The organism is Rathayibacter sp. VKM Ac-2928, from assembly GCF_022815545.1.
Classification (GTDB): Bacteria; Actinomycetota; Actinomycetes; order Actinomycetales; family Microbacteriaceae; genus Rathayibacter; species Rathayibacter festucae.
Map to the genome: position 1 here is coordinate 270,639 of NZ_JALGRU010000002.1, position 23,442 is coordinate 294,080.

Here is a 23,442-nt window from a genome sequence, read left to right on the forward strand (position 1 = left end):
CGGGATCAGGCGGCGGGGGACGAGCATGGCCGACAGGCAGCAGCGCGCGGCGACCATCTACGACGTCGCGCGGGCGGCGGGGGTCTCGCATCAGACGGTGTCGCGGTTCCTGACGGGGACCGGCGGCATCCGCCCGGCGAACCGGGTCCGGGTGGAGGAGGCGCTGCGGACGCTGAACTACCGAACCAACGCCACCGCGCGCTCGCTCGCCACTCGCCGCACGCACCGGCTCGGGGCGCTGGTGCACGAGCTGTCCGGCACGGGTCCGGGCAAGACGATGCAGGGGGCGAGCGACGCCGCCCGCCGGGCCGGCTATTCGCTCGACATCATCAGCCTGGACACCTCGGACGACGTCGAGCTCGCCGATGCCCTCGACGCGCTCGGCAGCCGGGACCTGGAGGGCATCCTCGCCACGGCGCCCACCGACGAGGTCGATGCGGCGCTGCGCACGCTCGATCTCCCGATCCCGATCCACATCGATCGCGGCGGCGAGCGGACGGACGGCTCGTCGGTGGTCGGCACGCGGCTCGCCGTCTCGCACCTGCTGGAGCTCGGCCACCAGCGCATCGCGCACCTCGCCGGCCCCGAGCGCTGGATCTCCGCGCAGGACCGCGCGCGCACCTACCAGCAGTGCATGACCGAGGCGGCGCTGCCCGCCCTTCCGCTGGTGCACGGCGACTGGTCCTCCCGGTCCGGTTACGCGGCGGCTCCACAGCTCTTCGCGGAGGCCGGCGTCACGGCGGTCGTCGCGGCGAACGACCGGATGGCGCTCGGGCTGCTGCTCTGGCTGCACGACAACGGCCGGCGGATCCCCGAGGACGTCAGCGTCGTCGGCTTCGACGACATCGCCGAGGCGGAGTTCTTCCACCCGCCGCTGACGACCGTCCGCCAGGACTTCACGGCGATGGGCCGCGCCTCCGCGCTGGCGCTGATCGCCCTGGTCGAGGAGTCCGACCGGGCGGGCGCCGTCGACTACCCGGCGCCGGAGCTCGTCGTGCGCGCGTCGACCGCCCCTCCCGCCTGAGGGATCCGCGAGCCCGCGCAACCACGACCGCGGACCCTCCGATCCCCGAATCGTGACCGGTAACGATTCGCCCTTGCGGAGTCGCGGACGGCGCTCTACGGTGATCCTGTCGCACAGTTCGTTACCGGTAACGAAACCCGGATCCACGACGCGACGCGCCTTCTGCAGAGCAGCAGAGGATTCACGCAGGGATGAAGACACCGATGAGAACGACGAAGTTCCGCAGGCCGCTCGCGGCCGTGACCGCCCTCGCCGCCGCCGCCCTCCTGGCGGGCTGCACCGGCGCGACCAGCCCGGCCGCGACAGGCGACGCCGACGGCCCCGTCACCCTCGAGTACTGGTCGTGGGCCCCCAACATCGAGAAGATCGTCGACGTCTGGAACCAGGCGAACCCCGACATCCAGGTGGAGGTCAACACCTCGACCGGCGGCGCGGAGATCGTCGCGAAGCTCAGCGCGGCGAAGCAGGCCGGCACCCTGCCGGACCTCTCGAACACCACCTACGAGAACCTGCCGAACCTGATCACGAGCGAGATCGCCTCCGACGTCACCTCGATCATGGGCGACCGGGAGGCCGAGACGGCCGGCCCCGCCTGGGAGCTCACGACGTTCGACGACGTGAACTACGCCGTCCCACAGGGCACCGCGCCGATGTTCCTCTACTACCGCACCGACATCTTCGAGGCCAACGGCCTGGCCGTCCCGACCACCTGGGACGAGTACGCCGACGCCGCCCGCGCCCTGCACGCCGCGGACCCGACGAAGTACCTCGCGACCTTCCCCGCGAACGACGCGCAGCTGTTCGCCGGGCTCAGCCAGCAGGCCGGCGCCGAGTGGTGGAGCCAGGAGGACGGCACCTGGACGGTCGCGATCGACGACCCCGCCTCGCAGAAGGTCGCCGACTACTGGCAGGGCCTGGTCGACGACGGCAGCCTCGCGACCTTCAAGACCTTCACCCCCGAGTGGCAGGCCGCGCTCGCCGACGGCACGCTGGCCAGCTGGCTCGGCGCGGTCTGGACTCCCCCGCTGCTGCAGAACAACGCGCCCGACACGATCGGCAAGTGGGCCGCGGTGCCGATCCCGCAGTGGACCCCGTCCGACCCGAGCTCCGGAGTCCTCGGCGGCAGCGGCACGATCGTGACCACCGGCTCCGACCACCCGGAGCAGGCGCGCGAGTTCGCGCTCTGGCTGAACACCTCGACCGAGGCCCTCGAGGCGTACATCGAGTACGCCAGCATCTGGCCCGCCGCGCTCTCCGGCCGCGAGCTGCCCGAGCTGCAGCAGGCCCCGGCGCTGCTGCCCGAGCAGACCGACTTCTACGCCACCGCCGACGAGATCGACCAGATCACGGCCTCAGTGACCTGGGGGCCGAACGTCTCGGTCGCCTACGACGCCTTCAACAACGCCTTCAGCGCCGCCGTCAACGAGAAGGGCAGCTTCGCGGAGGCTCTCGCGAGCGTGCAGGAGGCGACCGTCGCGGACCTCGAGAAGTCCGGCTACGACGTCGCCGGGCAGTGAGGCTCCCGTGACGGCCACCGCCGCGCCCCGGACCGGGCGCCCCTCGACCCTCGCCCCGCGCGCGGCGCCCTGGTTCTTCGTCGCCCCCGCGGTCCTGCTCGCCGTCGCACTCCTCGCCCTCCCGCTGCTCTACACGGTCTGGCTCAGCTTCCGCGGCAACACCGTCAGCGGCAGCGGGCTGGGCGTGAAGAAGGAGACGTTCGTCGGCTTCGACAACTACGCGCGGACCCTGTCCGACCCCGCGCTCTGGGCCGGCTTCGGCCGGATGCTGACCTACGCGCTGCTCTCGGTCCCGGTGACGATGATCCTCGCGCTGGTGTTCGCGCTCCTGCTCGACAACCTGTCCACCCGCTTCGGCCGGTTCTCGCGGATCGCGATCTTCGTGCCCTACGCGGTGCCGGGCGTGATCGCCGCGCTGATGTGGGGGTTCCTCTACCTCCCGGGCGTCAGCCCCTTCGTCGACGCGGCGACCGCTCTGGGGCTGCCCGCTCCGGTCTTCCTCGGACCGGACTCGGTGTTCCTCTCGGTCGCGAACATCGCGATCTGGGGCTCGGTCGGCTTCAACATGGTGATCCTCTACACCTCGCTGCGCGGTCTGCCGTCAGAGATCTACGACGCCGCCCGCATCGACGGCTGCTCCGAGCGCCAGCTCGCGCTGCGCATCAAGCTGCCGCTGATCGTGCCGGGAGTGATCATGACCGGGCTCTTCTCCGTCATCGGCGCACTGCAGGTCTTCTCGGAGCCGAACACGCTCGTGACGCTCACCACGGTGATCGGCTCGGACTGGGTGCCGATGATGCTGATCTACCGCGACGCCTTCGTGACCAACGACCTGTTCTCGGCGTCGGCGACCTCGGTCGTGGTCACCCTCCTCACCCTCATCGCCTCGCTCGGCCTGCTGCGGTTCCTGCAGTCGCGCGCCTTCGGAGAAGACTGATCATGACCGACACCCTCACCAAGCTCCCGCCCGTCCTCGAGGATCCGCGCCGGGCCGCGCAGTCGGTCCGCTCCCGCCGCCGCGGCCCCACGGTCACCCGGCCGCGGGCGGCGTTCTGGCCGACCGCTGTCCTGCTCGTCGGGGCCGTCTACTGCCTCCTGCCCGTCTTCTGGCTCTTCACGGCCGCGACGAAGCGCTCGGGCGAGCTGTTCACCACCTTCTCGCTCTGGCCGAGCTTCACCGGCGGGTTCCAGGAGAACTTCGGCCTGCTGCTCGGGGTCGGCAACGGCGCGTTCTGGTCCTGGTGCCTGAACAGCCTGATCTTCGCCGGCGGCGGCGGGCTGCTCGGCACCGCGGTCTCCGCCCTCGCCGGCTACGGCCTCGCGAAGTACTCCTTCCGCGGGAAGAAGCTCGTCTTCAACTTCCTGCTGATCGGGGTGCTCATCCCCGGGGTGATCCTCGCGATCCCGCAGTACCTGCTGCTCTCCTCCGTCGGGATCGCCGGCACCTACTGGTCGGTGCTGCTGCCGTGCATGATCAGCCCGTTCAGCATCTACCTCTGCCGCATCTACGCCACCGCGGTCGTGCCCACCGAGATGCTCGAGGCCGGCCGGATCGACGGGGCGAGCGAGTGGCGGATCTTCTCGCGGATCGCCGTGTACCCGATGGTGCCCGGACTGATCACCGTTTTCCTTCTGCACTTCGTCGGCATCTGGAACAACCTCCTGCTCCCCTTCATCATGCTCTCGCGCACCGACATGTTCCCGTTGACGGTCGGCTTCTACTCGCTGATGAACCAGGGCAACGACCAGCCCAACACCTACAACGTCGTGATCATGGGCTGCCTCGTCTCGACCATCCCGCTGATCGCGCTCTTCCTCTTCCTGCAGCGCTACTGGCGCCTCGACCTCGTCAGCGGATCCCTCAAGGGCTGACCGCCCGGTTCCGCCGACCGCCCTGACCGCCCGGTTCCGCCGACCGCCCTGTCCGACCGCTTCTCCGCGCCGACCACCTCTCTCACACCGAAGGATCGACATGACCACCACCGAGACCGCCACCGCTCCGACCGCGACCGGCAGCACCCTCCCCGACGGCGGCTGGCCCGTCATGCTCACCCCGTTCCGCGAGGACCGCTCGCTCGACTTCGAGCAGGTCGACGCCCTCACGGACTGGCTGATCGACAACGGCGCCGCCGGCATCTTCACCGTCGCGCTCTCCAGCGAGATGTACGACCTCACCGAGGAGGAGCGCCTCGCCCTCGCGACGCGGGTCGTCGCCCGCTCCGCCGGTCGCGTCCCGGTGGTCGCCTCCTCCGTCTCCTCGGGCACCGCGGAGGAGCAGGCCGCGTCCGCCGCCGCGATGGCCGCGACCGGGGTCGACGCGGTCGTGCTGATCTCCTCGCTGGTCGGCGGGCTCACCACCACCGAGGAGGAGTGGCGCGCGACGGTGCAGCACATCCTCGACACCGTGCCGGGGGTCGACTTCGGGATCTACGAGTGCCCGGTGCCGTTCAAGCGCCTGCCCTCGACCGAGAACGTCGCCTGGATGGCCGGGACCGGCCGCTTCGTCTTCTACAAGGACACCTCGCACTCGCTCAAGACCATGCAGGAGCGCCTCGCCGCGATCGCGGGCACCCGGCTGAAGCTCTACAACGCGCAGATCTCCTCCCTCACGGACTCGCTCCGCGCGGGTGCCGCGGGCCTCAGCGGCTACGCCGCGAACATCTACCCGGAGCACGTGGCCTGGCTCTGCGAGCACTACGACGACGAGCCCGCCGAGACGGCCGTCGCCGTGCAGCGCCTGCTGACGGTCGCCGAGCACACGATCAACTCCCGCTACCCGACCTCGGCGAAGTACTACCTCCGGCACAGCTCGCGTCTGGCGATCGAGCCGATCAGCCGCTGGAAGCCCGAGGGGATCGGCGCGCACGAGGGCGCGCCGCTGCTGGAGCTCGCCGCCTACATCCGCGACCTCCGGCTGCCCGGGTCGGCGCGGGTCGAGGGCTCCCGCTAGATGCTCGTCGGGGCGTACCCGTCGCTGCCGGAGCACGCGCGACGCGACGCGGCGGCCTTCGACGCCTTCCACGAGCGGATCGCACTCGTCACCGGATGCTCGGGGTTCGAGATCCCGTTCGGCAGCGCCTTCGTCCCCGACGAGGCGGAGCTGCTGCGGCTGCTGCGCCGCGGGGGGACGCACGTGCTCACCCTGCTGCCGGCGGTGCTCGAGCGCGGGGTCGGGCTGGCGGATCCGGTCGAGGAGCGCCGGGCGGCCGCGGTCGCCCTCGTGCGGCGGGCCATGAGGGCGGCCGCGGCGGCGAACGACCGCGAGCAGCGGTCGGTCGTCGACGCCGTGCTGCTCCACTCGGCGCCGCGGACGACCCGCGGCTCCGCAGGGGCGGCCCGGGCGGCGTTCTCGCGGAGTCTCGCCGAGATCGCCGGCTGGGACGCGCACGGCGTGCGGTTCGTGATCGAGCACTGCGACTCCTTCGAGGGGCCCGGCCCGGCGAAGGGCTTCCTCGACCTTCCGACCGAACTCGACCTCGCCTCCCGCCACGGCTTCGGCACCGCGATCAACTGGGGCCGCTCCTACCTCGAGACCCGCCGCCTCGACGGCCCGCTCGAGCACGCGCGGGCCGCGCGCGACGCCGGCACCCTGGCGATGCTCGGCGTCTCGGGAGTCAGCGACACGGCCACGCCACTCGGCCCCGCGTTCAGCGACAGCCACGCCCCCGTCCGCACCGACGACACCGTCCCGAGCCTGCTCGATTCCGACACCCTGCAGCGCTTCCTCGGGGTGGATCCCGGAGCTCGTGTCGTCACCAAGGTCGCGGGCGGACCGCGCGCACTGGCCGCCTCCGCCCACGCCGCCCGCCGGCCCTTCCTGCCGGCCGAGCAGCCCCGCAGGCTTCCCCTGCCGGCCGAGCAGCCCCGCAGGCCCCACATGCTGGTCGAGTAGCCCCGCAGGGGCGTATCGAGACCCACCGTCCCCGGCAGTTCCGGCCTGACGACACGACGCCGACCACATCACCGCTCTCTGGAGACACGCCATGACCCACCACCCCGCCGACACCCGCTACGACCGCATGACCTACCACCGGACCGGCCGCAGCGGCCTGAAGCTGCCCGCCCTCTCGCTGGGCCTGTGGCACAACTTCGGCGAGACGAAGCCGATCGAGACCCAGCGCGCGATCGTCCGCCGAGCCTTCGACCTCGGGATCACCCACTTCGACCTCGCCAACAACTACGGCCCGCCCTACGGCTCCGCCGAGACGGCGTTCGGCCGGATCCTCGCGGAGGACCTGCGCCCGTACCGCGACGAGCTGGTCCTCTCCACGAAGGCCGGCTACGACATGTGGCCCGGCCCCTACGGCGATCACGGCTCGCGCAAGTACCTGCTCTCCTCGCTCGACCAGAGCCTCGGCCGGCTCGGCGTCGACCACGTCGACGTCTTCTACTCGCACCGCCCCGACCCGGAGACCCCGATCGAGGAGACGATGGGCGCGCTGGCGAGCGCGATCCAGCAGGGCAAGGCCCTCTACGCGGGCGTCTCGAACTACTCGCCCGAGCAGACGATCGCCGCCCGCGACGCGCTCGCCGCGTACGGGGTGCCGCTGCTGATCCACCAGCCCCGCTACTCGATGCTCGACCGCCGGCCCGAGGAGTCGGGCCTGCTCGACCTCGTCGAGCGGGAGGGCATCGGCGCCATCGTCTTCTCGCCACTGGAGCAGGGGCTGCTCACCGACCGCTACCTCTCCGGCGAGATCCCGCCGGACTCGCGCGCCGCGGTCGGGCACTTCCTCAAGCCCGGGGCCCTCGAGGGCGACTACCAGCGGCTGATCCAGGGCCTGAAGGAGATCGCGGACGGGCGCGGCCAGAGCATCGCCCAGCTCGCCCTGAACTGGGTGCTGCGCTCCTCCGCTGTCACCTCGGCGATCATCGGCGCCTCGAGCGTGCAGCAGCTGGAGCAGAACGTGGCGGCCCTCGACGCGCCGCCCCTCTCGGCGACCGAACTCGGGGCGATCGAGGATCTGCTCCAGCACTGACACCGTGCCGACCGGCGAGCTCGGATGCATCCACACGTCGGTTCCCGGCCCCGCGAGTCGAGGTCGTCCTGAGGGACGAGGCTGCACGCGACATCGGACATCGACGTCCGCTAGCCGATGATCCTGTCCAGGGTCGCGGCGGGAAGATCGAGCCGGTTCAGCAGGCGGAGGACGACGAAGACGCTGGGGTTGTCCTGGTCGCCGCGCTCGATGCGGCGCAGAGTCGCGGTTCCGACGCCTGCGTCGCGCGCGAGGTCCTCCTGGCGGAGCCCCCGCTCCAGCCGGGCTCGGCGCAGGTGCGCTCCGAGCCGGCGTGCGGAGTCGGTGGTGGGGTGGAGAGGTCGAGGCATCGGCGATCGGCCCTTCGGTGCTCAGTCGGACGGGATCGGGGTGCCGCGCCGGCCGTAGGCGCCGGCGGCGAGGAACGCGGCGGCCAGCAGTGCGGCGACGAGCCAGAAGGCGTTGAGGAGCCCGAACGACTCCGAGAGGCCGCCGATGACGGGCGGGCCGGCGAGGTTCGCGAGGTAGCCGACGGAGGCGACGATGCTGACGCGGGCGGCCGGGTTCGGACCGCTGTCGGCGGCGGCGGACATGCCCAGGGGGAAGCCCATCGAGACGCCGACCGCCCAGAGCACCGTCCCGAGGAGGATCAGCCAGGTGGGCCCGCCGAGGATGAACAGCACGAGCCCCAGCACCCCGACGGCGGCCGTGATCCGGATGGTGGCGACGCGGCCGAGGCGGTCGACGACCGGGCCGCCGACGACGCGAGCGATCGTCTCACCCAGGGCGAAGACCGTGAAGAAGAGCGCGGCGACCGTCTCCGTCTGTCCGTGGCCGTCCCGGGCCGAGAGCGACAGCCAGCTGTTCGCGGTCCCCTCCCCCAGCTCGGCGCCGAACATGACCACGCCGATGAGCAGAAGCCGCCAGTCGGCCAGGACCCGCAGCCGCTGACGCCAGCCACTCGAGGCCGGGGCTCCCGCGGCGCTCGCCTCGACGGCCTGCGCCGCCGGAAGGTAGCGGACCGCGATCAGGCCGGCGATCGCGATCAGCACCGCCTCGGCGCAGAACTGCCACTCGAAGCGGATCCCGGCCGCCGATGCGCCGGCGCCGAGCACGGAGCCGAGGATCGCGCCCGCCGACCAGGCCGCGTGCAGCAGCGGCATCAGCGTCTTCTGCACGGCGGCCTCGACCGCCGCACCCTCGACGTTGATCATCACGTCGAGCGAGCCGACCCCCAGGCCGACCGCGACGAACCCGACGATCGTGATGCCGAGGGAGCCGGCGACTCCGGCTCCGAGACCGACGACGGCCACGCCGGCAGCGGTCGTCAGGAGGGCGCCGAGGATCGCGCGCCGGGCACCGAGCCTCGACAGCAGCAGCGCCGCGACGCCCAGGCCGGCGATCGAGCCGACGGTCACGCCTGCCAGGGCGAGGCCGATCACGGCGTCCCCGATCCCCAGGGAATCGCGGATGCTCGGGAGTCGCGGACCCCAGGTGGAGACCGTGACGCCCCCGAGGGCGAACATCACCATGACGGCGTTCCGCCACGCGGCGGTCGAGTGGCGAGAGGGGGCGAGGGCGGTGCCGTGAACGTTCACAGGCCAGACGCTAGCAGAGGTCGGCGCAGAACCGTGAACGTTCCGATTTCTGCAGAGAAAGAGAGCCCGGGCGAGCGCATCGGTGCGCCGACCCGTGCAGTCGCGGTCAGGCGGAGTCGCGCAGGAGGAGTGTGAGCCCGACGACGGACTCCCCCACCGGCCCCGTTCCGCCGTCGGAGAAGGCCCGCTCGAGCAGCGTGACGGCCGCCTCCGCGAGCCGAGCCTTGTCGATCGCCAGGGTCGTCAGCTCGGGCGTGACGAGTCGGCCGATGTCGAGGCCGTCCACGCCGATCACCGCCACCTCTTCGGGCACGCGGCGCCCGGCCCTCGCCAGCGCCTTGAGCACGCCCAGCGCCATGATGTCGTTGTAGACGAGGACCGCGTCGAGCTCCGGGCACTGCTCCAGCAGCTCGCCGGCCCCGCGCATCCCGCCCTCCATGCTCTCCTCCGCGACGAGTGCCGGCAGGTCCCGCCAGGACAGGTCGTGCTCCTCGAGACCTGCGCGGAAGACGTCGCGGCGGACGTCGGTCCCCACCTCCGAACCGAGGAACGCGATCCGGCGCCGGCCCTGCGCGACGAGACGATCGACGGCCGCCCGGACCCCCTGCTCGACCTCGAGCACGACCCGCCCGTTCAAGCGCTCGTCGGCGGGCCCGTCGATCATCACCAGCGGCAGTCGCCGCTGCCCGCCCCGCAGCACGTCCTCGGGCAGCAGCGACAGGGTGTCCGTGCGGCAGCCTGTGAGCACCAGCGCGTCGACGCCCGAGACGATCGTCGCGAGCTGCCCGCGCGCCTTCCCCCGGTCCGTGCCGACGTCGCAGAGCAGCACGCCCCAGTCCCGATCGGCCGCGACCCGGTTCACCGCCGCGGCGAGTTCCGCGAAGTACGGGTTGCTCAGGTCCTCGAGCACGAGCCCGATGATCGTGCGGCGCCCGCGGACCATGCTCTGCGCCGCCCGGTTCGGACGGTAGTTCAGCTCCCGCGCCGCCGCGATCACACGCGCCTTCGTCGTCGCCCGGACATCCGCCATGTCGTTGAGAGCACGGCTGACCGTCTGCCGCGACACGCCTGCGACCCGCGCCACGTCGATGATCGTCGCCGGAGCAGGAGGAACGGACATGGCACGAGGGTACGCGCTGGGCGCGCCCCCCTCTCAGGGCCGTCGGAGTCGCTCTGCGTCCGCGACCTGCTCGTCGGTTGCGCTCTCGACGTCCAGCAGCAGCCGTTCCGAGGTCCCCGCCGCTCAGAACAGCCGGACCGCGTCCTCCGGCTCGTCCAGCCCGCGGACCAGCGTCGGGATCCGCTTCTTGAAGGCGAAGAACCCGCGCGAGGCCGAGGGCCACGCGGTGCCGTCCCAGCGGCGGCGGACGGTGACGAGCGCGATCCCCTCCTGGGCGAGGGCCGAGCGGAGCGCGTCCAGCCGCTCCTGCACGGGGCCGACCGGCGCGTACGGGACCACGACGGTGTCGAGGCGCTCGGACGCCGCCCAGTCGAGGACCGTCGCGGGGAGCGCGTCGGCGAGCACCCGCGCCGGTCGCCCGCCCTTGTCCGGCGTGCGCTCGGCGGCGTCGGCGATCGCTGCGGCCGTGAAGTCCTGCACCGCCTCCGAGACCGCGAACGGCGAGCGCTCCCCCGGGTCGGCGATGACCGCGGTCGCGATCAGCCGCTCCGCCAGCCCGGGCTGCTCGGCGAGCAGGCTCCCCGCGTCGAGGTCCTCCTCGTGCAGCAGCAGGCCGGGGCGGGTGCCGAGGGTGCCGACGACGTCATCCGGCTCGATCGGCGTGCGGGGCGGGAAGTGCTCCTCGCTGAGCGCGGGTGCCGAGCTGGCAAGGCCCTGCGGCGAGAAGCGGCCCTCGGTGTACTTGGCGATGTTGGACGCGGTCGCGAGGTAGGTCTTGCCCGGGGTCTGCAGGCCGGCGACCCAGCGCCAGGAGAGGGTGTTGGAGGCGGCGTCGCCGTCGAGCAGGTGCCGGTAGAAGAAGTCGGCGCCGAGCTGCCAGGGCAGGCCGAGCGTGAAGATCCAGATGCTGGCGAACCACATGCGCGTGTGATTGTGCAGGTACCCGGTCTCGACGAGCTCCTGCACCCAGGCGTCCATCGCGTCGATGCCGCTCCGGCCCTCGATCGCGTCGCGGTAGCCGGTCGGGAGGTGCCCCTCGAAGTCGCTCACCTCGCGGCGGTAGCGGCGCCACACCTCGGGGTTCTGCTCGAGCCAGCCCTTCCAGTAGGTGCGCCAGAACACCTCCTGGACGAACTTCTCCGCGGCGGTGAGCGTGTGGCGGGCGAGGACGGCGACGACGACCTCCCGCTCGGTGACGAGCCGGTGGCGGAGGTACGGGGAGAGCCCGGAGACATTGCTCCGGGACGGTCCGTGGTCGTGATTGCGCTCGCGCGTGTAGGCGGAGCCGGCGCGCGCGACGAAGTCGTCGAGCGCCTCGAGACCGGCGGCTCGGGTCGGGATGAACATCCCGCCATCATGCGACGCGCTCCGGGGCGGGGGCTGACAGCGGCGGAGTGAGCACGAGCCATCGGTGCGGAGAGCGGGCGGTTCGCCGCGGACCCTCCCGTGCGCGACGAAGGGCTGCCACCTCTGGAGCAGGTGGCAGCCCTTCGTCGCGCGAGTCGGAATCCCGGTCAGAACCGCCCGGCCATGGCGAAGCCGTTGGCGTCGACGTGCTTCTCGATGATCGTGATGCCGAGGGCGCCCGCGATGGAGGTCCAGGCGGTGAGCTCGTCGCGGTTCTCGAGACCTGTGCTGGTCTGCACGAAGCCCCGTCGGGGAGTGATGACCGCCGTGCTCCCGTAGCTCGGGCCGCGACCGCTTCCGGCGTCCTGGTAAATCACGATCATGTTCATTTCGTCATCCTCTGTGTCGGGGCCGATGGTCGATGTCGAGCCTGTGTACTGCCAGTGCCAGGGTTCGCTCGAGAAGGTCTGCGTGAAGTCGAATTCGCGGGCATGACGGACGAGCCAGTCGTGCTGCCTGTTCCAGATGTCGACCGCTGTCCCGAAGCCGTGCGTCGACGAGCCCGGGCGGGCGATGGACACCGGGCCCTCGGGGTGCTCGTAGCGGTACTGCTGCTGGACGAGGTCCCGGTAGCCGCCGTCCGGAGAGGTGACGACCATCGTGACTCCCGTCGCAGCCCTGCACGCCGCGACCATCGCCGTCCACTTCGCAGCAGTCGATCGTTCGAGCAGCACGGTCCCCGCACTGCCGGCGACCGTGGTCAGTCTCGCCGGGTCGATAGCACCGTTGCTCTCCGGAGGGGAAGCGGCGCGGGCGGCCGCTGCCGGGCCGAACAGGTGCTCCACCGTCAGGAGCGACAGGCCTCCGGCGGCCCCCGCGACGACCAGTCGTCTCGATAGCGATGTCATGTTCTCCCCGTGCGCGAGTCGGTGGCCCGCCGATCGGACCCGTGAGACGCTCTCGCTCGATGCAGACGCGGATCGGCCGAGAGGAACGGTGAGTCGGGATCGGATGAATCAGTGAAGAGACATCGGGCGGCGAAGGGGCTTCCCCCTGTGAAAGGCGGCGTCGTGGTCGACGTCGAAGGCATCACCTTCGCAGTCGAGCCGGGCTGCGACGGTGGCGTGCGCGTTCCGTGGCGCGTCCTGCAGCTCTGCACACCCGGGGCGGCGATCGGCGTCGGTCATGCTGGTGGCGTGGAGAGTGTCGCGGAGTGGCCGACCGGCGAGTGGGTCGTGGATCCGGTGACCCAGGTCGGGTGGCCGGTGCCGGAGGGGATCAGCCCCGAGCGGGTCGTCGAGCACGCGCGCCGCGCCGACGCGGGTGAGCTCGTCGACCTCCGCTTCTTCCTGGGGCCCGGGCACGACGGCGCACTGTGGGACGACGAGGGTCCCCGGGAGCCGAGCCACTTCGGAGTGTCGGAAGCCTTCGCGGCCGATCTGCGGGCCTGGATCGAGGTCTGGCTCACGCACCACGACGTCTTCGACGGGTGGGACGGGAGCGTCGACACCACCGAGTGGCTGCGCGAGGGCGCGCGGCTCGCGCGCCGGCTCCAGCGGGAGCTCTACGACCTCGCCCGCGTGCTGTCGTCGTACGGGCCGTGAAACCTCGTCCTCCGGTCCCGCTCCTGCGCGGCTCTTCCACGACAACACCCTCGCGAAGCGCCAGGACGCCGCTCGAAGCGCCATTGGCGCGTCGGCATCTTCACCGTCTCTGCGGCCGATCCTCGCGCGTCAGCGGCGCGGGAGCCCGGCGAAGCCGACCGAAACAGCGCAGAGTGGCGCAAATTGACCATCCGTGGCCCGTGCGCTGATCGCGGAGACCTCAGCCGGTGACGGGAGGTTCGATCAGGCGGCGGCGTCCGGTGCTAATCTCGCCGGGAACAACGGCAGACAGGATCTGCTCGTTACTCGTGTGAGAGCCCCGCGTGATGTGGGGCTTTTGCAGTTTCCTGGGGAAGCGATGCCGCAAAGGCTGATTCCGGCGGCCCCGTTCATCGGGCCCAGCCGCGACGGAACCGCGATGATCGAAGCCTTCGCGCACTTTAATCTGCGCGCTCAGGACGTCTTGATCTTCCATGTCACACCTCTGCGTCGCTCGACTCCCGAGCGGGCACGGAGACCACCGAGGAACGGAGGACCCCGCCATGAGCAGCAACCCAGAGACGGACCTGCTGATCGGCGGACCGGTCAGCGACGACGAGCAGCGCGTGTACTCCGCCTGGGCGGAGCGGATCGAAGCCGGACGGTACGAGCCCGCCGCTGACGGCGAGGTCTTCGAGGGAGCAGCAGCGGCCGAGAGGGTCCCCCGCGTGCTGTCGTCGTACGGGCCGTGAAACCTCCTCGTCCTGTCGGACCCCTAGGAGGCGAGCTCCTCCACCGCTACGCTCACGACATCCGGGACGGACTCGAGACGGGGTTTCCGATGAGAAGCACGCGGATCGCGCTGGGCATCGCCGGCGTGGTGCTCGCGGCAGGCGTGGTCGCGGCGACGACGACGAGCGTCTCCGCCATGAAAGCCGGCGAAGACGCCGCACGCCGCCCCGAGCAGATCGCCCACCACGACGCCGCGGGCGGCGAGCCCACGATCTCCCCGGAGGAGGCCCTCGCGGAGCGGGTGGCGGACTTCCCCGCTCTGCAGCCGTACGACACGACCGAGCCCCTGGTGCCCGTCTCCGAGCTCGTCGGCTCCCTGCGAGCGGGCAGCGACGACGGCGCCGAGAAGATCCCCGTCTTCGCCGCCGCCCTGGCCTACGGAGATCTGCACAGGATCGCTCCGCGCCTGGGCTCCGACCTGCAGATCGCAGCGGACCGCCCGGTCTGGGTCCTGACGGTGCACGACACTGTCCAGAACTACGGCGCGATCTCCGGCACGGTGGCGAAGACCTGGGACGTGTACACGGTCGTCGTCGACGGCCCCTCGGGCGACACGATCGAGTCCGGGACCGGCCTGGACATCGAAGCGCTCGGCGTCGAGGGGGCGTACGTCGACTAGCCGCCCGGACGATCTCGACGCACTGCTCCCGCGCCCCGCTACCCCTTCGCCTGGAAGTACACGTCCACGAAGTAGTTCGTGGAGTTGTACGACGACGACGGCATGACCCCGCCGGATCCGTAGCGGTAGACGCCGTTGTCGCCGGAGGCCGAGGTCAGCGCGCCGTTCGTGACCGGCGACGCCAGCCCGGCTCCCGTGGCGGCGTAGTAGCCCGCCGGCGCGAGGTACGACACCGTGTAGCGGGCGCCCGGCACGAGCTCGACCGGTGTCGCGAAGGCGGCGCTCTGCCAGCCGATCGCGGTCTCGCCGGTGAAGGTCACCTGCGCGATCCGCGTGCCGGAGGCGTCCCACAGCGAGCCGACGTGGGTGCCCGTGTTGCGGGAGCCCTTGTAGAAGGCGATGCCGGTGGCGCTGCCCGCCGTCGACGCGGTGAAGGACATCCCGACCTCGACCGAGGAGGAGTCCTCGGCGGAGGCGGTCGCCGGGGTCGTGTCCGCGAAGAGGCGCGTGCCCGACGGGGTGGTCGGCGTCGGGGTCGGAGTGGGCGTGGGTGTCGCCGACGGCGTGAACGAGACGTCGACCAGGTAGTTCGTGGTCGAGCGCTGCCCCGCGAAGCCGCCGGAGTAGGTGTACGCGCCGGAGTCGCTCGCGGTGACGAGCGGGCCGCGCGTGGATCCGGAGCCGAAGCCGTTGATCGTGGCCGAGTAGTTGCCGGTGGTCGTCGTGTAGGCGGCGACGTAGTCGGTGCCGCCGGTCACGGCCACCGGAGTGGCGAACGTCACCTGCTGCCAGCCGGCCGTGCTCTCGGCGGTGAAGGTCGCCCGGCCGATCTCGGCGCCGGTGTCGGCGTTCGAGAGCGTGCCGACGTGGGTACCGGTGTTGCCGGGGCCCTTGTAGAAGCGGAGCGACGTGATCGTGCCGTCGACCAGCGGGGCGAAGCGCGTGCCCAGGGTGACGGGCGTGCCCTCGGCGACCTGCGCGATGCCCGGGGTCGTCGAGTCGTCGAAGAGCCGGCAGGGGCAGGCTCCCGCGACGGTGTCCGGCGCCTGGGTGGTGAAGGTCCAGCTGCCGCCGGCGGTGACGGTGCCGCCGCCGGTCGCGGTGCCGGCGAGCGTCGCGGTGTACCCGGTCGACGCGGCGAGCGGGGCGGTGGGCGTGAAGGTGGCGGTGCGGGTGGTGGCGTTGTACGAGGTGTAGCCCGCGACGCTCGCGCCGGCGGCGGTCTTCAGGGTCATCACGACGGTGCTCGCCGTCACCGCCTTCGAGAAGACGGCCGCGACCTTCGTCGACGGCGCGACGCTCGAGGAGCCGGCCAGCGGGGTCTGCGACCCGACGCTCAGCGGCGTGGCGTCGACCGTGCTGTAGACGGCGTCGACGAAGTAGTTGTTCGCGCGGTAGCTGTCGGTCGGGAAGCCGCCGGTGGTGCTGTAGACCCCGGCGGGCGTCGCGCCGAAGCCGCCGGCGACCGTCAGCGGGGCGGCGGGGTAGCCGGTGCTCGACCAGAACCAGTCCGCGGCCGCGTAGTGGCCGGTCGTGGTCGTGTACGAGACGACGTAGGTGGTGCCGGCGGTCACGGCGACGGGGGCGCCGAACGTGGCGGTCTGCCAGCCGCTCGCCGTCTCGTTCGCGAAGGCGACGGTGGCCAGCTGCCGGCCGTCGACGCTCCAGAGGGCGCCGGTGTGCGGGCCGGTGTTCGCCGCGCTCTTGTAGAAGCGCACGCCCTGGATGAAGCCGTCGGCGCTCGGGGTGAAGCGCAGGCCGAGGGTGGCCGGGTCGACGTCGCCGGAGTCCGCGGTCTTCGGCACCTCAGCGCCGAACACGGTGGCCGTGCCGGTGATGGTGACGGCGCGGCTCGTGACGGCGCCGATGTTGGCGCTGTCGTCGACGGCGCGCACCCGGATCGAGACGGTGCCGGCGCCGTGCTGGACGTAGCTGTACGACCAGGACGTCGTGCCGGTCGCCGGGTGCCAGGTGGCGCCGTCGGTCGAGACCTCGACGCCGGCGACCTTGCCCGAGGCGTCGGTCGCGGTGCCCGAGACCGAGACCGTGCTGCCGTTGGCCTTGCTGGTGGCGCCCGAGGGGTTCGAGACCGCGACGGTCGGGCCCGCGGTGTCGGTGCTCTTCGTCGCGGCGACCAGGCCGCTCATCAGCGTGGTGGGCTGCACGCCCATGTCGGCGAAGAGGTTCACCTGCGCCTGCTGCATCCGGACGTCCGCGGCGGCACCGTTGCCGTCGTGCTGCTGGTCGAGGCCCCAGGTCCACTGCACGGAGCCTGCCGAGAAGACGAGCGCGCCGCTCGCCGCCTTGTACAGGGTGAGGTTGTGCCGGGTGGTGCCCGCGGCGACGGTGGTGCCGAAGTCCTGCAGGTACTCGGGGACGGCGCCGGTCGTCGTCGAGAGGCGGATCAGGCCGGGCGGCCGGGCGCCGTTGTCGACGTCCTCGTTGGACTCGTAGCCGATGGTGTGCGGGGCGAGCGCGGCGCTGCTCCCGGTGGCGAGGCCGGTGAGCGAGGTGTTGCGCCAGAGCCGCAGCTTCCCCTCCGCGGCGCTGACGGTCACCGGCAGATCCGAGTAGTTCACCATGTAGAGCGTGCCCGCGAGGCTGTTCTCGGGCCGGCCGCCGCCGTTCGCTACCGAAGCGAAGCGCGGGTCGCGCCAGGTGCCGGTGGACTCGGGCGACGGGTCGGTCTTGGCGTTCGCCCAGGTCTCCTTGTAGGTGACGACGGTGCGGTAGTCCTTGCCGCCCGCGGTCGGCGAGGGCTCGTAGCGGGTGCGCCAGTAGTTCTCATTGCCGGAGAGGAACTGGAGGTTCACGCCGGCGTCGCGCGCGGCGGTGACGTTCGCGCGCTGGGCGCCGGACCAGTACTCGTCGTGGCCGACGGAGAGGAAGGTGCGGTGCTGCTTCAGCGCCGAGCCGAAGCGGTCGGTGTCGACGCCGCTGAAGTAGCTGACGTCGTAGCCGTTGCGCTCGAGGAAGCGCACCAGCGGGAACTCGTTGGCGAAGTAGAAGTCGCGGCCCTGGTTGTCGCCGCGGGTGGTGACGGGCCGGTTGTAGCTGAGCTTGTAGGCGCGGCCGTTGGCGCCGCCGCTGTAGAAGTTCGAGCCGCCGTAGGTGTTGTAGGCCTGCCAGGTGGGGTCGGAGGTCTGGAAGAGCACGGCCGAGGTGCTGGCGGTGTCGCGCACGACGAAGGTGATCTGGCTCCGGCCGCCCGTGTCGGCGCGGGTGAGCAGGGCGACGTAGACGCCCGAGACGGCGGTGCTCGGCACGTCCCAGCCCGCCGAGACGGCCCAGGTGCCGCAGTCGTAGAGCTCGGTGGTGACGTCGGAGAGGCACTCGGGCTGGAGCTGCGGGAGGGCCGCGGTCGGGGTCACCGAGGTGATGAGACGCGCGCCCTTCCCGGCGTACCAGCCGGTGCGGTAGACGTCGATGGAGTAGGCCGCGGCGTCGGTGTCGATCTTGAAGTCGATCCGCTGGCCGACGTTGACGCTGATGTCGGTGGAGTAGCCCTGGATCGACGGGTCGCCGGCTCCGGTGATGTCCCAGACCGACGGGTCGGTACCGGGCTTCGCGTTCTCGCAGACGATGGCGTTCTGCCCCGGCGCGCAGGCGGTGTCGGCGCTCGCGGTCGGCACGACGAGACCGACCACGACGAGGGCTGCGGCGGCGGCGATCGCGAGGAGCGACGCGCGGAGGCGGCCTCGGCGGGTCGGCGGGAGGAGCCGCGGCGTCAGCGGGGTGCGCGGCGCAAGGGAGGTGCGCGGCGTCAGGGGGGTGCGCGGAGCGGGGGCGGGGTCCATCGGGGACGCCTTTCGGGGGTCGTTCCCGCGTCGGGTACGCGGGAGCCGGCGACGGGGCGCGTCCGGGGACGCGCCGAGCCCGGGCCCGCGAGGGTCCTGCAGCTCCCCCGCCAGGATCGGGGAAGAGGGGGACGCCGGGCGGGTGGACCGGGAATGCCGAGCGCTTCGAAGCTACCGGAAGCGGCGGGTGTCGGGGAGGGCGATCCGCTCCGGCGTGACCGCTGCAGGGACGCCGGCCGCGTCTCCGCCCGATCCGACGCCGGATCGTTACCGAGAGAGCGCTCTCTCACGACGTACTCTGGGCAGGCGCAGCTGGGGGGCTACTCCCCCTCGTCGCTCCATCACTCAACGAGGAGGAACCATGCGGTCATCCCTGCACCGTCGTCTCACCCTTCCGGTCGCCGTACTCGCGGCCGCCGGGATCGCCCTCGCGGGCTGCTCCAGCAGCAGCGACCCCAACGACCCGAACGCCGGCGGCGGCGCGAGCTCCGGCGGCGCCGCGGGCGACGGCTCGGTCACCGTCTACGGCACGATCAACGGCGACGAGGCGACCCTGCTCGAGCAGTCCTGGGCGGACTGGGAGAAGGAGTCCGGGATCGACATCAAGTACACCGGCGACAAGGGCTTCGAGCAGCAGATCGGCATCAAGGTGCAGGGCGGCGACGTCCCCGACCTCGCGATCTTCCCGCAGCCGGGACTGCTCGCCGACACCGTCACCTCGGGCAAGGTGAAGGAGCTGCCCGAGGGCGCCCTCGCTAACGTGAAGCAGAACTGGTCCGAGGACTGGCAGAAGTACGGCCAGGTCGACGGCACCCAGTACGGCGCGCCGCTGATGGCGAGCGTGAAGGGCTACGTCTGGTACTCGCCGGCGAAGTTCAAGGAGTGGGGCGTCTCGGTCCCGACGACCTGGGACGAGATGGAGGCGCTGGGGAAGACCATCGCCGAGAAGTCGGGCGGACCGTCCTGGTGCGCGGGCTTCGCCTCCGACGCCGCGTCGGGCTGGCCCGGCACGGACTGGATCGAGGACGCCGTCCTCCGCGAGGCCGGCCCGGACGTCTACGACTCCTGGGTCGCGGGCGACACCCCGTTCACCGACCCGGAGATCAAGGCCGCGTTCGACCGGGTCGGCTCGATCCTGCTCGACCCGACGCTCGTCAACGCGGGCTACGGCGACGTGTCCTCGATCAACTCCACGGCCTTCGGCGACGTCGCGCAGAACATCGCGAACGGCTCCTGCGCGCTGACCCACCAGGCGTCCTTCTTCGAGGGCTTCCTCACCGGAGCCGACGCGACCGTGGCCGAGGACGGCGACGTCTGGGCGTTCCTCACCCCGCCGATCGACGCGGACGACGACCAGGCCGTCACCGGCGGCGGCGAGTTCGTCGCCGCGTTCGCGGACGACGCGGACACCGCGAAGGTGCAGGAGTACCTGGCGAGCGCCGACTGGGCCAACAGCCGAGTGAAGCTCGGCGGCGTCATCTCGGCCAACACCGGTCTCGACCCGGCGAACGCGAGCAGCGACCTGCTGCGCAGCTCCATCTCGATCCTGCAGGACCCGGGCACCACGTTCCGCTTCGACGCCTCCGACCTGATGCCCAAGGCCGTCGGCTCCGACAGCTTCTTCAAGGGCATGGTCGACTGGATCGACGGCTCGAGCACCGACCAGGTCCTCGACACCATCCAGGCGGGTTACACCTCGTAGCGCGCATGCTGATCGAGTAGCCCGCGCAGCGGGCGTATCGAGATCCACCGCCTCCAGCAGGGTGGGTCTCGATACGCCGCCTCCCGCGGCTACTCGACCAGCATGGAACGGCGCAGATCGGGTCACCCGCCCAGCTCACGCTGATCGAGCAGCCCGCGGAGAACATGCTGATCGAGTAGCCCGCGCAGCGGGCGTATCGAGATCCACCGTCTCCAGCAGGGCGGGTCTCGACACGCCGCCTCCGGCGGCTACTCGACCAGCATGAATGGCGCCGCCTGCGGCGGCTACTCGACCAGCATGAACGGCGGCACAGCCCGCGCAGCGGCCCTCCGCTTGCTGGTCGCGCAGCGGGGCCTCAGCAGGTCGCCGCCGGGTACGGAGCGGTCGTCGTGGTCGTCGCGGGGGTGCCGCCGACCGTGGCGGTGCTGGTCACCGTCGCCGTTCCGGCCGGCATGCTCGTCGCGCGGACGGTGAAGGCGGCGCTGGCGGACTTGCCCGGCGCGACCTTCGGGAACGACTTCGTGCCGTGGCTGGTCTCGACCTTCAGGTCGGCCGGGACCGTCGCGTCGTTGCGGGCGCTGACGGTCAGGACGATCTTGCCGGCGACGCAGCGGCTCGACGCGGTGACGGTCGTCGGCAGCGCCGGCGCGAGCGACACCGTGGTGGGCGTGCCGACGGCGACGGGCGCGATGGTGACCTTGTCGATGTTCGGGGCGTACGCCGTGGCGTTCCCGAGGACGATCGGCGCGGTCCCGGTGGTCAGGGTCAGGGGAATGGTGCGCTCCCAGAAGCTGTTCCACGAGATCGTGTAGCGGAAGTAGGCGCTGCCGACGGTGCCGGCGACCCCCTTCTCCGTCACATCGATACGGCGGTCGACGACCTGCGGGTTGTAGTCGTGGCGGCCGCTGAGCTCGGCGTTGGAGTAGGTCACCGAGAGGTCGTAGGCGCCGGCGGTGTCGAAGCCCGCGGCCCGCGCGATCTCGAGGGTGTTGGCCGCGCCGTTGCCGACGAAGCCCACGTACTGCCCGCCCGACACGTTGGAGCCGGTGCTCGCGGCGAGCGAGGCGTTCGCCGCCGCACCTGTCTTCGTCGCGTTCTCGGCCTCGATCGTCGTCGCGGCGGAGTCGGAGTCGGCGGCACGGGTCGTCGTCACGGTGCTGAGCAGCACGCCGGCGGCGGAGCGCAGCTCGATCTCGTTGATGCCCTCGACGAGGTGCAGCCGGGTGGTCGAGGACCACAGCCCGGCCGATCCGGCGCTGACGGTGCTGACCTTCCGGCCGTTCACGGACACGTCGATGCTCGACGCTCCGCTCGTGCGGTAGTCGAGCGCGACGTCGTAGTAGCCGGTCTTCCACGCGTTGGCGTAGACGTCGGCGCGCTGCTGGCCGGCGATGCTCGCGAAGCCGCGGGCACCCGCCGTGTCGTAGACGACCTTCGCGCCTCCCGCGTAGCGCAGGGTCGAGGCCGGGTAGACGGTCCTCTCGCCGTCGGTGACGTCGGTGAGGAGGAATTTGTCGAGCGTGATGTCGGCGTTCGGGAGGACGGTCGTGCCGTTCTCGCTGGCGCGCAGCGAGAGGGTGTGCTGGCCGGCGGTCAGCTCGACGGTCACCTCGGCGCTGCCGCGGTACTGCCACTTCTGCGTGGTCGTCAGGGCGAGGTCGGCGGTGTACTGCACGAGCTGGTTCTTCGCGCCGTCGACGAAGAGGGCGTGCCGGCCGGGGACGCCGGGCGTCGATCCGATCACCTGGAAGCGGTAGCTGCCGGTGCGCGGGACGGTGACGGTCCAGTCGGCCTTCGAGGAGGCGTTGTTGAACGATCCGACGTCGCGCCCGCCGGAGGCGAGGAACTTCCAGCCGCCGCCGTCGGTCGGGTTCTGCGTGTAGGCCTGGGCGCCGGTGAGCGCCGTGTTCTCGGCCTCGATGCTCGACTGCCAGCTCGCGGTGGTGCTGACGACGCGGTCCTGGGCGGGAGTGATGACCACCTGGTAGGCGGCGTAGCGGTCGTAGCTCGGGATCGCGAGGTCGAGCGAGCCGGCGGCGAGGGCCGCTCCGTCGACGGCGGCGATCACGCGCGGCGTGCCGTGCACGCCCTGCGCGCCGGAGAGGGTCGCCTCGCGGACCTCGACGTCCACGGTCGAGCCGAAGACGGCCGGATCGAGCCCGTCGAGATCGAGGGCGACGTTCTGCGCGCCCGAGCCGCCGTAGAGGACGGTCGCGCGCTTGTTCACCGCGTCGACCGCGCCGATGCCCTGCAGGGTGTCGGCGGTGTTCAGCTTCGGGGGCGTGACCGCGACGGTCTTCGAGCCCTCGAGGTCGCCGTACCACTTGAACATCCACCAGCCGGCGTTCGCCGCGTTGGGGCGGGCGCTGTTGTCGGAGAGGTTGCCGGCGTAGTTCCAGTAGGCGACCTGCGCGTCGACCTTCTCGTCCTCGAACATCGCGAGCCACTGGATCAGCTGGCCGGGCGTGCCCATGTCGCGCAGCATCCCGTACTCGGTGATGTTGATCGGGATGTCGGCGATCCCGCGGGCGTCCTCGAGGGCGCGGTAGTCCTCCAGGTGCGAGCGGAAGGTGGCGAGATTGTCGATGCCGAGCTCGTGCCAGATCATGACCTGCGGGAGCGTGCCGGTGGACTTCGCGTAGTCGAGGAAGTCCGCGGTGCGATCGGCGTGATAGGAGGCGTCGCCGGGTCCGCCGACGCGCGCGGTGCCCAGGCCGTGGCGGGCGTAGACCTTCTGGATGACGTCGTACGAGGCCTTCCAGTCGGCGAGGAAGGTGTCCTTCAGCGCACCCCAGTCGTTGTACCAGTTGCCGCCGTCCGGCTCGTTGAACGGGATGTGCACGTAGTCCTGCGGGCGGTCCGACTTCGTGGCGACCGCCTCGGTGACGAACTCGACGATCTCGAGGTAGTCCCACACTCCGTTCGGCGTGTTCGTGTACGTGCCGGTCGCCTGGTCGTAGGTGCGGGTGTCGCCCGGGCGCTGACCGCCGTTGTAGGCCCAGTCGGGGTAGTAGTCCTGCGTGTAGATGTACATGTCCTCGCCGTGCTTGGCGAAGAAGCCGTCCTCGACCTTGAGGGCGTCACCGCTCGGGTGCTGGGTGCCGAACGGCGCCTTCTGCGAGGTGTTGGTGATGTGCGCTCCGTCGATGAGCGCCTGCGTGGGCGCTCCTTCGTCGCCGAAGCCGTAGAGGGTGCCGGTCGCACCGCCGCGGAAATCACCGGTGGACCGCGAGAAGTCCACGGCGAGGGTCTCGGAGCTGCCCGCCGCGCTCGCGGGGGCGGCGACCGCGACGAGGCCGAATCCGCTGAGGGCGACGCCGATCGCGGCGGCGCAGGCCAGTGCTCTGGAGGCTTTCATCATCGA

19 protein-coding genes are annotated in these 23,442 nt (G+C 71.5%); 11 read left to right on the forward strand and 8 right to left on the reverse strand.

What is annotated here, in order from left to right; genetic code table 11:
- The first annotated feature begins 25 nt into the window (after nucleotides 1–25).
- The 7 genes from MT350_RS08870 (at nucleotide 26) to MT350_RS08900 (ending at nucleotide 7,520) form a co-directional block, all read left to right on the forward strand.
- A complete protein-coding gene (locus MT350_RS08870) occupies nucleotides 26–1,024 on the forward strand; it encodes a LacI family DNA-binding transcriptional regulator (protein ID WP_243615765.1) in 999 nt (332 codons plus the stop codon).
- Nucleotides 1,025–1,227: 203 nt separating this feature from the next.
- Nucleotides 1,228–2,541: an ABC transporter substrate-binding protein gene (locus MT350_RS08875; RefSeq protein WP_243615766.1), complete on the forward strand. Its 1,314-nt coding sequence runs from the start codon at nucleotides 1,228–1,230 to the stop codon at nucleotides 2,539–2,541.
- 7 nt (nucleotides 2,542–2,548) lie between these two features.
- On the forward strand, nucleotides 2,549–3,478 hold the full coding sequence (locus MT350_RS08880) for a carbohydrate ABC transporter permease (protein ID WP_123736060.1): 930 nt from the start codon (nucleotides 2,549–2,551) through the stop codon (nucleotides 3,476–3,478).
- A gap of 2 nt (nucleotides 3,479–3,480) precedes the next feature.
- The gene (locus tag MT350_RS08885) at nucleotides 3,481–4,413 is read left to right on the forward strand and encodes a carbohydrate ABC transporter permease (RefSeq protein ID WP_243615767.1); all 933 of its coding nucleotides are present in this window, start codon (nucleotides 3,481–3,483) and stop codon (nucleotides 4,411–4,413) included.
- A 100-nt stretch (nucleotides 4,414–4,513) separates the two neighbouring features.
- Complete coding sequence (locus tag MT350_RS08890) at nucleotides 4,514–5,491, forward strand: dihydrodipicolinate synthase family protein (protein ID WP_243599504.1); 978 nt, start codon at nucleotides 4,514–4,516, stop codon at nucleotides 5,489–5,491.
- Nucleotides 5,492–6,433, forward strand: coding sequence for a DUF4862 family protein (locus MT350_RS08895; RefSeq protein WP_243615768.1), 942 nt, complete (start codon nucleotides 5,492–5,494; stop codon nucleotides 6,431–6,433).
- 91 nt (nucleotides 6,434–6,524) lie between these two features.
- On the forward strand, nucleotides 6,525–7,520 hold the full coding sequence (locus MT350_RS08900; RefSeq protein WP_243599502.1) for an aldo/keto reductase: 996 nt from the start codon (nucleotides 6,525–6,527) through the stop codon (nucleotides 7,518–7,520).
- Nucleotides 7,521–7,630: 110 nt separating this feature from the next.
- On the opposite strand, the gene MT350_RS08905 is transcribed toward MT350_RS08900, so the two are convergent.
- The 5 genes from MT350_RS08905 to MT350_RS08925 all read right to left on the reverse strand — a co-directional run bounded on the left by MT350_RS08905 (nucleotide 7,631) and on the right by MT350_RS08925 (nucleotide 12,493).
- Entirely contained in the window at nucleotides 7,631–7,870 is a 240-nt protein-coding gene (locus MT350_RS08905) for a helix-turn-helix domain-containing protein (RefSeq protein WP_123736065.1), read from the reverse strand.
- A gap of 21 nt (nucleotides 7,871–7,891) precedes the next feature.
- Nucleotides 7,892–9,118 carry an MFS transporter gene (locus MT350_RS08910; RefSeq protein ID WP_243599501.1) on the reverse strand — a complete coding sequence of 409 codons (1,227 nt, stop codon included), beginning with the start codon at nucleotides 9,116–9,118 and terminating at the stop codon, nucleotides 7,892–7,894.
- 106 nt (nucleotides 9,119–9,224) lie between these two features.
- A complete protein-coding gene (locus MT350_RS08915; RefSeq protein ID WP_243615769.1) occupies nucleotides 9,225–10,238 on the reverse strand; it encodes a LacI family DNA-binding transcriptional regulator in 1,014 nt (337 codons plus the stop codon).
- Between the two features lie 123 nt (nucleotides 10,239–10,361).
- The gene (locus MT350_RS08920) at nucleotides 10,362–11,585 is read right to left on the reverse strand and encodes an FAD-binding domain-containing protein (RefSeq protein WP_243615770.1); all 1,224 of its coding nucleotides are present in this window, start codon (nucleotides 11,583–11,585) and stop codon (nucleotides 10,362–10,364) included.
- A gap of 167 nt (nucleotides 11,586–11,752) precedes the next feature.
- A complete protein-coding gene (locus MT350_RS08925; protein WP_243615771.1) occupies nucleotides 11,753–12,493 on the reverse strand; it encodes a M15 family metallopeptidase in 741 nt (246 codons plus the stop codon).
- A 162-nt stretch (nucleotides 12,494–12,655) separates the two neighbouring features.
- On the opposite strand from MT350_RS08925, the gene MT350_RS08930 reads away from it, so the two are divergent.
- Nucleotides 12,656–13,189, forward strand: coding sequence for a hypothetical protein (locus tag MT350_RS08930; RefSeq protein ID WP_243615772.1), 534 nt, complete (start codon nucleotides 12,656–12,658; stop codon nucleotides 13,187–13,189).
- Nucleotides 13,190–13,409: 220 nt separating this feature from the next.
- Here MT350_RS08930 and MT350_RS08935 read toward each other — a convergent pair whose 3' ends face one another.
- Nucleotides 13,410–13,664, reverse strand: a complete 255-nt coding sequence (locus tag MT350_RS08935) for a hypothetical protein (protein WP_243615773.1) — start codon at nucleotides 13,662–13,664, stop codon at nucleotides 13,410–13,412.
- A gap of 67 nt (nucleotides 13,665–13,731) precedes the next feature.
- On the opposite strand from MT350_RS08935, the gene MT350_RS08940 reads away from it, so the two are divergent.
- Both MT350_RS08940 and MT350_RS08945 read left to right on the forward strand, forming a co-directional pair.
- On the forward strand, nucleotides 13,732–13,920 hold the full coding sequence (locus MT350_RS08940; protein ID WP_243615774.1) for a hypothetical protein: 189 nt from the start codon (nucleotides 13,732–13,734) through the stop codon (nucleotides 13,918–13,920).
- An 89-nt stretch (nucleotides 13,921–14,009) separates the two neighbouring features.
- Nucleotides 14,010–14,579: a hypothetical protein gene (locus MT350_RS08945; RefSeq protein ID WP_243615775.1), complete on the forward strand. Its 570-nt coding sequence runs from the start codon at nucleotides 14,010–14,012 to the stop codon at nucleotides 14,577–14,579.
- Nucleotides 14,580–14,617: 38 nt separating this feature from the next.
- Here MT350_RS08945 and MT350_RS08950 read toward each other — a convergent pair whose 3' ends face one another.
- A complete protein-coding gene (locus MT350_RS08950; protein ID WP_243615776.1) occupies nucleotides 14,618–18,376 on the reverse strand; it encodes a DUF4082 domain-containing protein in 3,759 nt (1,252 codons plus the stop codon).
- 361 nt (nucleotides 18,377–18,737) lie between these two features.
- Here MT350_RS08950 and MT350_RS08955 point away from each other — a divergent pair, with 361 nt between their 5' ends.
- Complete coding sequence (locus MT350_RS08955; protein WP_243615777.1) at nucleotides 18,738–20,078, forward strand: ABC transporter substrate-binding protein; 1,341 nt, start codon at nucleotides 18,738–18,740, stop codon at nucleotides 20,076–20,078.
- 355 nt (nucleotides 20,079–20,433) lie between these two features.
- Here MT350_RS08955 and MT350_RS08960 read toward each other — a convergent pair whose 3' ends face one another.
- A complete protein-coding gene (locus tag MT350_RS08960) occupies nucleotides 20,434–23,436 on the reverse strand; it encodes a CBM35 domain-containing protein (RefSeq protein WP_243615778.1) in 3,003 nt (1,000 codons plus the stop codon).
- Nucleotides 23,437–23,442: the final 6 nt, after the last annotated feature.

What these genes read in the sequence shown, in the direction of transcription:
- MT350_RS08870 (WP_243615765.1), top strand. Translation starts at nt 26, where the DNA reads ATGGCCGACAGGCAGCAGCGCGCGGCGACCATCTACGACGTCGCGCGG.
- MT350_RS08875 (WP_243615766.1), top strand. Translation starts at nt 1,228, where the DNA reads ATGAGAACGACGAAGTTCCGCAGGCCGCTCGCGGCCGTGACCGCCCTC.
- MT350_RS08885 (WP_243615767.1), top strand. Translation starts at nt 3,481, where the DNA reads ATGACCGACACCCTCACCAAGCTCCCGCCCGTCCTCGAGGATCCGCGC.
- MT350_RS08890 (WP_243599504.1), top strand. Translation starts at nt 4,514, where the DNA reads ATGACCACCACCGAGACCGCCACCGCTCCGACCGCGACCGGCAGCACC.
- MT350_RS08895 (WP_243615768.1), top strand. Translation starts at nt 5,492, where the DNA reads ATGCTCGTCGGGGCGTACCCGTCGCTGCCGGAGCACGCGCGACGCGAC.
- MT350_RS08900 (WP_243599502.1), top strand. Translation starts at nt 6,525, where the DNA reads ATGACCCACCACCCCGCCGACACCCGCTACGACCGCATGACCTACCAC.
- MT350_RS08905 (WP_123736065.1), bottom strand. Translation starts at nt 7,870, where the DNA reads ATGCCTCGACCTCTCCACCCCACCACCGACTCCGCACGCCGGCTCGGA.
- MT350_RS08915 (WP_243615769.1), bottom strand. Translation starts at nt 10,238, where the DNA reads ATGTCCGTTCCTCCTGCTCCGGCGACGATCATCGACGTGGCGCGGGTC.
- MT350_RS08920 (WP_243615770.1), bottom strand. Translation starts at nt 11,585, where the DNA reads ATGTTCATCCCGACCCGAGCCGCCGGTCTCGAGGCGCTCGACGACTTC.
- MT350_RS08925 (WP_243615771.1), bottom strand. Translation starts at nt 12,493, where the DNA reads ATGACATCGCTATCGAGACGACTGGTCGTCGCGGGGGCCGCCGGAGGC.
- MT350_RS08935 (WP_243615773.1), bottom strand. Translation starts at nt 13,664, where the DNA reads ATGGAAGATCAAGACGTCCTGAGCGCGCAGATTAAAGTGCGCGAAGGC.
- MT350_RS08940 (WP_243615774.1), top strand. Translation starts at nt 13,732, where the DNA reads ATGAGCAGCAACCCAGAGACGGACCTGCTGATCGGCGGACCGGTCAGC.
- MT350_RS08945 (WP_243615775.1), top strand. Translation starts at nt 14,010, where the DNA reads ATGAGAAGCACGCGGATCGCGCTGGGCATCGCCGGCGTGGTGCTCGCG.
- MT350_RS08950 (WP_243615776.1), bottom strand. Translation starts at nt 18,376, where the DNA reads ATGGACCCCGCCCCCGCTCCGCGCACCCCCCTGACGCCGCGCACCTCC.
- MT350_RS08955 (WP_243615777.1), top strand. Translation starts at nt 18,738, where the DNA reads ATGCGGTCATCCCTGCACCGTCGTCTCACCCTTCCGGTCGCCGTACTC.
- MT350_RS08960 (WP_243615778.1), bottom strand. Translation starts at nt 23,436, where the DNA reads ATGAAAGCCTCCAGAGCACTGGCCTGCGCCGCCGCGATCGGCGTCGCC.